8 protein-coding genes are annotated in these 9361 nt (G+C 65.5%); 3 read left to right on the top strand and 5 right to left on the bottom strand.

Annotated features, from left to right (window positions below):
* Positions 1–370, top strand: a 370-nt coding sequence (locus H926_RS33965) for a LysR substrate-binding domain-containing protein (RefSeq protein WP_043611359.1), incomplete at its 5' end; no start/stop codon positions are given.
* Between the two features lies 1 nt (position 371).
* On the opposite strand, the gene H926_RS0124430 is transcribed toward H926_RS33965, so the two are convergent.
* The 4 genes from H926_RS0124430 to H926_RS30530 all read right to left on the bottom strand — a co-directional run bounded on the left by H926_RS0124430 (position 372) and on the right by H926_RS30530 (position 4461).
* A complete protein-coding gene (locus tag H926_RS0124430) occupies positions 372–1535 on the bottom strand; it encodes an acetyl-CoA C-acetyltransferase (RefSeq protein WP_022678571.1) in 1164 nt (387 codons plus the stop codon).
* A gap of 42 nt (positions 1536–1577) precedes the next feature.
* Positions 1578–2360, bottom strand: a complete 783-nt coding sequence (locus tag H926_RS0124435; protein WP_022678572.1) for an SDR family NAD(P)-dependent oxidoreductase — start codon at positions 2358–2360, stop codon at positions 1578–1580.
* 19 nt (positions 2361–2379) lie between these two features.
* Positions 2380–3645, bottom strand: coding sequence for an acetyl-CoA C-acetyltransferase (locus H926_RS0124440; RefSeq protein ID WP_022678573.1), 1266 nt, complete (start codon positions 3643–3645; stop codon positions 2380–2382).
* A 159-nt stretch (positions 3646–3804) separates the two neighbouring features.
* Positions 3805–4461 carry a TetR family transcriptional regulator gene (locus H926_RS30530; protein ID WP_022678574.1) on the bottom strand — a complete coding sequence of 219 codons (657 nt, stop codon included), beginning with the start codon at positions 4459–4461 and terminating at the stop codon, positions 3805–3807.
* Positions 4462–4750: 289 nt separating this feature from the next.
* Here H926_RS30530 and H926_RS30535 point away from each other — a divergent pair, with 289 nt between their 5' ends.
* A complete protein-coding gene (locus tag H926_RS30535) occupies positions 4751–6907 on the top strand; it encodes a TonB-dependent receptor (protein ID WP_022678575.1) in 2157 nt (718 codons plus the stop codon).
* A gap of 20 nt (positions 6908–6927) precedes the next feature.
* Positions 6928–8070, top strand: coding sequence for an acyl-CoA dehydrogenase family protein (locus H926_RS0124455; RefSeq protein ID WP_022678576.1), 1143 nt, complete (start codon positions 6928–6930; stop codon positions 8068–8070).
* A 66-nt stretch (positions 8071–8136) separates the two neighbouring features.
* Here H926_RS0124455 and H926_RS33970 read toward each other — a convergent pair.
* Positions 8137–9361, bottom strand: a 1225-nt coding sequence (locus H926_RS33970; protein WP_043611373.1) for a 3-hydroxyacyl-CoA dehydrogenase, incomplete at its 5' end; no start/stop codon positions are given.

Genomic DNA, 9361 nt, shown 5'->3' on the forward strand with positions numbered 1-9361 from the left:
GCCACTGGCCGCGATCGATCCCGCCGCGCGGATCACCATTACGCCCGGCGGCCCGGCGCCGCTGCCGGGCTTTCCCGCCGGGATCGGCGCCACGGCGCAGGCGGATCTGGGCGATTGGCGCACCACCCCCACCGTACCCAGCCGCATCACCGTCTATGAATCGCAGACCGCCGTGGCCCTGGTGGCGCGCACCGATCTGGTCGCCCGCGTTTCCGCGCGCATCGCCGCGCCGGCGGTGGCGCGCGGCGATGTCGTCGTGCTCGATGGGGTGGATGAGGAAGTGCGCATTCCCATCGCGCTGATCTGGCACGCCCGCCAGCGCGCAGACCAGGGCCTAGCCTGGCTGCGCGCGACGATCCGCGCCTTATAGCTTAGACCAGGCGCTCCACGATCGTGACGTTCGCCACCCCGCCGCCCTCACACATGGTCTGCAGGCCATAGCGACCACCCGTGGCCGACAGGGCGTGCAACAGCGTGGTCATCAGCTTGGTGCCCGACGCCCCCAGCGGATGGCCCAGGGCAATCGCGCCGCCGCGCACATTGAGGCGCGCCGGATCGGCCCCAAGCGCGGCCAGCCAGGCCATCGGGATGGAGGCAAACGCCTCGTTCACCTCGAACAGGTCGATATCGCCCAGCGCCATGCCGGCGCGTTGCAGCGCGCGGCGCGTGGCTGGGATCGGTTCTTCCAGCATGATCACCGGATCGCCGGCGGTCACCGTCAGGTTGACGATCCGGGCGATAGGCGAAAGGTTGTAGCGCTTGAGCGCCGCTTCGCTTGCCACCAGCACGCCCGATGCGCCATCGGTCATCTGGCTGGCGTTGCCCGCCGTGAGCGAGCCGCCTTCGGTCAGGGGCTTGAGGCCGGCCAGCGCATCCAGCGAGGCATCGGCGCGGACGCCTTCATCGCGTGCAAACGGACCCTCTGCCGTCATCACCGGCACGATTTCAGCGTCGAAATGCCCTGCCGCGATCGCTGCAGCGGCCTTCTCGTGGCTGGCCAGGGCATAGGCGTCCATCGCCTCGCGGCTGAAGCCATACTTGTCGGCAATCGCCTGGGCGCCATGGAACTGGTTGAAGGCCGGCACGCCAAAGCGGGTCTGCACCGATTCCGGCCAGGGGCCCTGGCCCAGCCCCGCCGCTGTGTGCAGCGCCACGTTCGACCCCATCGGCACGCGCGTCATGCTTTCCACGCCGGCGGCGATGACCACGTCCTGGGTTCCGCTCATCACCGCTTGCGCGGCAAACTGCAGTGCCTGTTGCGACGATCCGCACTGGCGATCGATCGTCACGCCCGGCACCGATTGCGGCAGGTTGGACGCCAGCACCACGTTGCGGCCCAGGGCCGAACCCTGTTCGCCCGCCTGGGTAACGCAGCCCAGGATCACGTCATCCACGCCCGCCGGGTCCATCCCCGCGCGCGCGATCAGGGCATTGAGCACCACAGCACCAAGATCGGCCGGATGCACGCCAGACAGCGCGCCCTTGCGCCGGCCGCCGGCAGTGCGCGCGGCGGCCACGATATAGGCTTCAGGCATAAGTCATCGGTCCTTGTTGATCAGGAAAAGGCACGCCGCCACTCAGCGCGGCGCCATGCGGATGCCGCCATCGAGGCGCACATCCTCACCATTGAAATAGCTGTTTTCGATCAGCCCGATCGCCGCCGCGGCATATTCGGCCGGCATGCCAAAGCGCTTGGGAAACGGCACCGATGCCGCCAGCGTTTCCTTTACCGCGTCGGGCGCGGCATTCATCAGCGGGGTATCGAAAATGCCCGGTAGGATAGTGTTGATCCGCACGCCATCGCCCATCAGATCGCGTGCAATGGGCAGGGTCATGCCGACGATGCCACCCTTGGAAGCCGAATAGGCGGCCTGGCCCACCTGGCCATCCTCGGCCGCGACCGAGGCGGTCATCACGATTGCGCCGCGCTCGCCATCCTCGCCAGGTTCCAGCGTAAGCATGCCGGCTGCCGCCTTGGCAACGCAGCGGAACGTGCCGACCAGGTTTACCTGAATAACCGAATTGAACGCATCGAGCGGGAAATGCCCGATCGTGCCATCCTTGCGCGATCGTGCGGCGGTCTTGGCGGGAAAGCCGATGCCGGCGCAGCACACCAGCACGTTTTCCTGGCCATGGGCGGCGCGTGCGGCGGCAAACCCGGCATCGACCGATGCTTCGTTGGTCACGTCAACCTGCGCGAAATGGCCGTCGATTTCCGCCGCCAGGCTGCTGCCCAGGGTTGCATTGAGATCGAACAGCGTCACCTTGGCGCCGCGTGCTGCCAAGGCGCGCGCAGTCGCGGCGCCCAGGCCCGATGCGCCGCCGGTGACCACGGCAACAGTGGATGGTCCAATTTTCATCTGATCGGCTTCCTCTCGATTAGGCGTAAGCGGTAATGCGCTCGATGATGATCGCCGGGGCCATGCCGCCGGCTGCGCACATCGTGGCCAGGCCCAGGCGCTGGCCGGTGCGCTCCAGCTCGTCCAGCAACGTGCCCACCAGGATAGCGCCGGTCGCGCCGATTGGGTGGCCCAACGCGATGGCCCCGCCGTTGACGTTGACCTTGTCGCGATCGAGCCCCAGGTCGCGGATGACCTTTTCCGGCACCACGGCAAACGCCTCGTTGATTTCCCACAGATCGATGTCTGCAATGGTGAGCCCGGCACGGGCCAGGGCCTTGCGGGCGGCGGGCACCGGCGCGTTGAGCATCAGCGTGGGATCATCGCCCGCGTTCACCGCCGCCACCACCCGGGCGCGGGGCACCAGGCCATGGCGCTCGCCAAATGCGCGGGAGCCGACCAGTACGGCTGCGGCGCCATCGACCACGCCCGAACTGCTGCCGGCGTGATGCACCGGCACGATCTCAAGATCGGGATAGCGCCGCGCGATCTGCCGGCGAAAGGTATCGCCGGCCGCATTGTAGGGCATGTCCATCAAGTCGGCGAAGGCAGGCTTGAGCTGTGCCAGGCTTTCGGCCGTGGTCTGCGGGCGGGGAAACTCCTCGTGGTCGAGCACCACCGCCCCGGCGTCGTCGAGCACAGGCACGACCGAGCGGGCAAAGCGCTTTTCGGCGATGGCAATCGCCGCGCGACGCTGGCTTTCAGCGGCAAAGGCATCGAGCGCCTCGCGCGTGATCCCCTCCATGCTGGCGACCGCATCGGCACACACGCCCTGGTGCGATTGCGGATGACGCTGGTCGAGCCGGTCATTGCCCGCCCCCATCATCGTCGGGCCAAGCCCGGCCGCGACTTCGGCGCGCTCGCGATCGGCGGTGAAGCTCATCATTTCGGTGCCGCCGGCGATCACCGCATCTTCCAGACCGGCCATCACCTGCCCGGCGGCGAGCGCAATGGCGGTAATGCCGCCGCCGCAGAACCGATCGAGCGTCATGCCCGAGGTCTGCACGTCCATCCCGGCGTCGAGCAGGGCCATGCGGGCAAGGTCGCCGCCCTGCTTGCCGCGCTGCGAGGAGGTGGACCAGATCACATCGTCGATCACGGCGCCCGCGAGACCGTTGCGGGCGACGAGAGCCTCAAGCACTGTTGCCGCGAGGTGCTGCGGGTGAAGATGGGCGAGTGCGCCCTTGCCCGACTTGCCGATGCCGCGCGGCGTCCGCACCGCGTCAAAGATATACGCATTGCCCATGGCGAGTCGGCCTCCTCTGGCTGCATCGATCTTTATTAATCGATTGATTGGTTTTGTAGAGCGCCTTTTACGCAAACCGCGTCGCTTGTAAACCGCCTTGACGCGCGCATTCGCTCCCGACGCGCGCAGTCGAGGAAAAAAGATCAATTTCTCAGCGGTTCAGTCTTTGCCCGGGCGCAATCCGCGCAGGAACAGGTCGCGCAGCAGCGTGGCGTAGGCCTGCTTGATTCCCACGTCGACCTTGGCCACACCCAGCGTGGTGGGCACCGAATAGGCGGCGAAGAAGATATGATCGGCCGCGCCGACCAGCGCGTAATAGAGCAAGGCCGGATCGACATCGACCATTGTGCCTTCGCGCACGCCCTGGGCCACGATCTGGCGATAGGCGGCCATCATCGGCGTGATGAACATGTCCGACACGCGCGCGCTGGCTTCCGGTCCGCCGGCTTCGACCATGTAATGCACCAGCCGGTTGAGATAGGGCGAGCGGTAATAGGCGTTGACGATCCCCTCGACGTGGATCGTCATCTTGCGCTCGGCCGAGACATCCATCGCCACCAGTGCGTCGAGACCGCTCATCTCCCGTTCGGCCTCGCGCTCCAGCAAGGCCATCAGCAGTCCCTGCTTGTCGCCGAAATAATACTTGATCATCGCGGAGTTGACGCCGGATCGCCGCGAGATTTCGCTCAGCGAGGCTTCGATCTGGGTGGCTTCGGACAGGATTTCTGCCGTGGCATTGAGCAGCGCGGTACGTGCCGTCTCGCGCCGGGCGGCACGCAGGGTTCCTTCGCGGGCGATTTCGGATGCCGTCGTCATCCCAGCAGTCATAAACCGATCAATTAACATCGCAAGGGGGGATGCAGGCGGGCGCGGCGGAGAATTCTCCGAAGCAGGCGTATTGACACCGCCGCGCGACCGCCGATAGAAGTTAGCCAATCGATCGATTAACTTTGACGAATGGGCGCGCCGGACTTCCTGCCGATCAGACGCCCGCCATACCGAGAGAGGATACCCCATGAGGCTTCAGGTGGTTACCGCGCGACTCGCATTCCTGCTAGGATGTGCATGGTCCCCCGCTTTGGTTCATGCGCAAGCTACGCCTGATGTGTCGGCCGAAGCCACGCCCGCAGCCGCGCCCGGCGACATTATCGTCACCGCGCAGCGGCGCTCGCAGTCGATCCAGACCGTGCCGATCGCGATCACTGCGCTCAGCGGCGACCAGTTGGGCAACAAGGGCGTGACCAATGCCAATCAGCTTGGCCAGATCGTGCCCAACCTGCAGATCAACAGCGCCATGGGCGATACCCAGCCCAACTTTGCGCTGCGCGGGGTCAGCGTGGCCAACGAATATAACCCGAACCAGGTCTCGCCGATTGGCGTCTATATCGACGACGTGAATATGGTGAACCGCGTGGGCCAGGGCGGCGGGCTCTATGATCTTCAGCGCGTGGAAGTGCTGCGCGGGCCACAGGGTACGCTGTTTGGCCGCAATACCACAGGTGGTGCGATCAACTTCATCACCAACACCCCGACGCTGTCAGGCAATCGCGGCTATGCCGAAGCCGGATATGGCAATTTCAACACGTTCAAGGCGCAAGGCGCGCTCGAAACCACGATGGTGGAAGACGAACTCGGCTTCCGCGTAGCCGCCACTTATGAAAAGGGTGACGGCAAGTTCCGCAACATCTATCTCGGCCAGCCCGACGCCGGCTCGGTCGATAGCCTCCAGGTGCGCGGCACGCTGCATATCCGCCCCGGCGCAGGCCCGCTGGATATCGTGATCAAGGCCTATGCCAGCCGCGCCAATGGCACGCAGCAGCCGATCAAGGGGCTTGCCGCCACCGCCGCGCCCGGTTTCTTTGAAATCAACGAAAATCGCATCGGTCAAAACCGCACGCGGCAATACGGGACCTCGGCCAAGATTTCCTACGAACTGTCGCCGCGCCTCTCGTTCACGTCGATCACCGCCATCGGCAATGGCCTGCTCGACGCCGCATTCGATGCCGACGGTTCGCCACTCGATATCCTCGATCTTCAACAGAAGGCCAAGTTCGACCAGTTCAGCGAGGAAGCCCGCTTCAATTACGAAGGCAAGGCGGTCAAGGCCGTGGCCGGCGTGTTCTATGGCTGGGACAAGACCGTCTCTGACAACGGCTTCGATATCGGCAGCGCCATCGCGCCCGGCGTGGACGGTGGGTTCTTCCAGCATTTCCGCCAGGTGCGGCGTACTTATGCGGTGTTCGGGCAGACCGACGTGAACCTGACGCCCAAGCTCGTGGCCACGGTCGGCCTGCGCTACAGCGCCGATCGCTCGGCCTATGACGATGGCTATGCCTATCTCTTCATGGGCGCTTTCGGCGGCACGCGCACGCCACTGTTCACCACGGTGCCCTGCACCACGGGTGTCGGCACCTGCCCTTATGACGCCAACGCGCGCTATGCCATCAAGGGGCGCAACAATGCGCTCACCGGCCGCGCCGCGCTGACCTATACGTTCGACAGCGGTACGCTGCTCTATGCCAGCTATAACCGCGGCTATCGTTCCGGCGCGTTCAACGGCGGTGGCTACACCAATTCGGCCGGGATTACCTATATCAAGCCGGAATACGTCAACGCCTATGAAATCGGCGCCAAGGGGCGTTTCCTCGATCGCCGGCTGTCCCTCGCCCTCGCCGCCTTCTATTACGATTACCAGAACCAGCAGTTGCAGGATACGCGGCCCGGTCCGGTCTCGTTCCTGCTCAACGCGCCCAAGTCGGAAAGCTATGGCTTCGAAGGCGAGGCGACCTATCGCGCCTCTTCGCGCTTCTCGGTTAATGCGTCGGTCGGCTATCTCCACGCCACCTACAAGGAACTCACGCTTTCCGGCACGAACCTTGCCGGCAACGACCTGCCTTTCGCGCCGCGCTGGACCGCGCAGGGTGGGTTCGACTGGGCACCGTTCGACATTGCCGGCGGGCCGCTGACCTTCTCTCCCAACCTCAACTACGTCAGCCGCCAGTTCTTCTCGCCGTTCAACGCCGTCAACGCCGCTGGCGGTGCCCAGGTCAATTCCGAATTGCAGCAAGGCGCCTACATCAAGGTCAACGGCGCGATCACCTGGACGCGCGGCAACGTCACGCTGCGGGCTTGGGTGCAGAACCTGTTGCAGGAAAAAACCCTGGCCTACGGCCTCGATCTGCGCGGCGCCGGCTTCCCGTTCAACTATCTCGTCCCGGCCCAGCCCCGTACCTATGGCGGGTCGGTTCGTTTCACGTTCTGATCCCGGCACCAGGAGCCTTCATGATCCCTATCGAGACCCGGCCCGCCGCCAGCGACGAACTCGCGCTGTTCCGTGATGCCGTGCGCAAGTTCTTTGCCGCCCACTTGCTGCCCAACCTTGACCGTTGGGAGGAGCAGGGCATTGTCGACCGCGCCTTCTGGCACGCCGCCGGGGAAGCGGGCCTGCTCTGCCCCACCGCGCCCGAGGTCCATGGCGGGCTGGGTCTCGATTACCGCTACAACGCCGTCATCGGCGAGGAACTGGCCTATACCGGCAGTTCGGCGGGCCTGGTCCTGCAATCAGACATCGTGCTGGACTACATCGTCCACTATGCGTCCGAGGAGCTCAAGGCACGCTGGCTGCCGCGCATGATCACCGGAGAAGCGATCGTCGCCATCGCCATGACCGAGCCGGGCACGGGCAGCGATCTTCAGGGCATCCGCACCACGGCGGTGCGGGATGGCGACGCCTATGTGATCAACGGCAACAAGACCTACATCACCAACGGTCAACTCGCCGATCTGGTGATCGTGGTGGCCAAGACCGATCCGGCGGCCGGGGGCAAAGGCATTTCCCTGATCCTGGTGGAGGCGGATCGGCCCGGTTTTTCCCGTGGTCGCAATCTCGACAAGATCGGCCAGCACTCGGCCGATACTTCCGAACTGTTCTTCAGCGACGTGCGCGTACCGGTCGAAAACCGGCTGGGCGAGGAAGGCGCCGGCTTTGTCTATCTCATGGCACAATTGCCGCAGGAACGCCTGTCGATCGCCATCAGCGCGCAGGCCCTGGCGCAGCGCGCGTTTGACGAGGCCGTGGCGTTCACCAAGGATCGCAAGGCTTTCGGCAAGACGGTGTTCGATTTCCAGAACACCCGGTTTCAGTTGGCCGCGCTCCAGGCAGAACTGCAAGTGGGCTGGAGCCATATCGACTGGGCGCTGGAACGCCACGTGGCGGGGAAGCTGACCACTGCCGAGGCTTCTGCGGCCAAGCTCTATCACACCGAGTTGCTCGGACGCGTGGCGGACGCGGCGCTGCAATTGCATGGCGGCGCGGGCTACATGAACGAGTATCCGATCGCCCGGATCTGGCGCGATGCGCGCGTGATGCGGATCTATGGCGGCACGTCGGAAATCATGAAGGAAGTGATTGCCCGCAGTCTCTGACGGCTGTTCGGCAATCCGGGAAAAAGGCGCCGCCCGATCGTTGGATCGGGCGACGCCTTCTTGCGTTCAGAGGAAAGTTTCGCCTGCCGCTGCCTTGGTGCGCAGCAGGTTGGACACCGTGATCGGCGCACCTTGGGCAATCTGCTCGTCCAGCGCGGCCACGATCCGCACCAGGCCGCAGTGGTCGCCCCAGAGCATCGGCCCACCGGTATAGACCGGCCAGGCATAGCCCGCCACAAGCGCCATATCGATGTCTGACGCACGCAGCGCGATGCCTTCTTCCAGCAGCTTGGCCCCTTCGTTGACCACCGGGAAGAGCAGGTGCTCGATGATATCCTGCGCCGACAGCGTGGGGGCAGGCTGGCCCGAGCGTGCGGCAAAATCGCGGATCGTGGCTTCGGCGAAAGCCGAGGGCGTGCCGCGCCGCTGCGCGTCATAGTCGTAATAGCCGCTGCCCGATTTCTGGCCCAGGCGCCCGGCTTCGCACAGCACTTCCTGCACCGTGCGCCCGGCGGTGTTTTCCTTATCCCAGCCAATCACATCCAGGCCAACAAGGTCCATCATCTGGAACGGCCCCATCGGAAAGCCATAGCCGACCATGGCCGCGTCCACGTCCCACGGCATCACGCCCTGCTCCAGCAGGCGATCGGCCGCTTCGCTGCGCCGCGCCATCGCCCGGTTGGCAATGAAGCCATCACACACGCCCGACAGCACCGCCACCTTGCCCAGCTTGCGGCCCAGGGTCATGGCGGTCTGGATCACGCGGTCGCTGGTCCTGGCCCCGCGCACCACCTCGAGCAGGCGCATGATGTTGGCCGGGGCAAAGAAGTGCAGCCCGACCACGTCCGCCGGGCGGGCGGTGACGGCGGCAATCGCGTCAAGATCGAGGAACGAGGTGTTGGACGCCAGCACCGCGCCCGGCTTGGCCAGCGCATCGATCTGGCGGAACACCTGCTGCTTCAAGTCAAGCCGTTCGAACACGGCTTCCACCACCAGATCGGCATGCGACACGGCATCGAGCGCCGCGGCCGAGGCAAAGGCGGCCAGGCGCGCGTCGCGCACGCCTGGCGTGATCCGGCCCTTGCTGGCCAGCGCCTCCAGCGTGGCGCGCACATGCGCGGCGCCACGCTCCAGCGCTGCCGGGTTCACGTCGATCATCGTCACCGGAAAGCCGGCGTTGAGGAAGGCCAGGGTGATGCCGCTGCCCATCGTGCCCGCGCCCACCACCGCGACCGAGGCAATCGCCACTTCGCCGCAATCGCGCGCCACCGGCACTTTGGCGGCGGCGCGT

The sequence above is a fragment of the Novosphingobium sp. B-7 genome (assembly GCF_000410615.1).
Classification (GTDB): domain Bacteria; phylum Pseudomonadota; class Alphaproteobacteria; order Sphingomonadales; family Sphingomonadaceae; genus Novosphingobium; species Novosphingobium capsulatum.